This window comes from Turicimonas sp. TL08 (assembly GCF_054660695.1).
On the sequence record NZ_BAAGDP010000058.1, the window covers coordinates 1 to 867 of the forward strand.

General features: G+C 43.3%; 1 protein-coding gene and 1 pseudogene. Both read left to right on the plus strand.

The features are described from left to right. Window positions 1-437: hypothetical protein (locus tag ACYQ4O_RS12905; RefSeq protein ID WP_460175867.1), on the plus strand; the 437-nt coding region annotated here is incomplete at its 5' end. A 236-nt stretch (window positions 438-673) separates the two neighbouring features. Further along, a pseudogene (locus tag ACYQ4O_RS12910) lies at window positions 674-867 on the plus strand (TetA family tetracycline resistance MFS efflux pump); the annotation flags it as partial.

Below are 867 nucleotides of genomic sequence, written 5' to 3' on the forward strand. Positions count from 1 at the left end.
AAAAGGATTGCAGAAAGCTAGTTCAAAAACTGGAAGAACTGGCTGACTCAAGTGCCATCGACTTGTATCAGCTAGACAACCAGCTATCTTTCCTAAGAGACCTGTATCGCTTTATGAAAATTCCAGGGAAACAGACGCTCAGTCTCTTCAACGAATTGAGAAAAGCTGATGAAAGATTGAATGAACGTTGGCCGGAGCTCAGAGACTTTGCTAAGTATATGAGGGAAGAATATGCAAGCTGGCTGACAGATCAGTTCAAACTCTTTGAAACCGAACAGCGGATTCCAGAAGCCCTCGCAGACATTGTTGAGATACCACCACTGCAAGATTGGGATAATACGGACGAGAGAAACTTTATCGATGCTATCTTGACAATGCTTTTCGTTGTGAACTTCGTTTTAGATTCCCAAAACAAAGAGGAGCAAAAAGAACTCTAACGAGATATTGAAGAAGAAAAGAATTAAGCAGCTATCGGAACAGAGCAACTGATTCCGTCTAAAGATTTCTTCCATACTTTTACAAAGCGGCCTTGTCGGTATTTAGCCGGCAAGGTCTTTTTTCTTTGAAGGACTTACTTACATTCTCATTGGCATTGTCGCCATCTTAAGTGTTTTCCTCAGGTGTAGATAAAATTCATGTGCTAGATTTTCGGACTTATTCGTGCCGAGGACATATGAAGAGAAGTTTCCATCCGGGCCTGCCATTTATTTTGGTATGTGTTCTATTAGACATTTTAGGGATAGGGTTGATTATTCCCGTCCTTCCCCAACTTGTGGGTAAGCTCGCCGGCAACTCTGCCTCACAGGCCTGGTGGCTTGGTGCAATGCTCGTCAGCTACGGCCTGATGCAATTTTGCTTTGCTCCCAC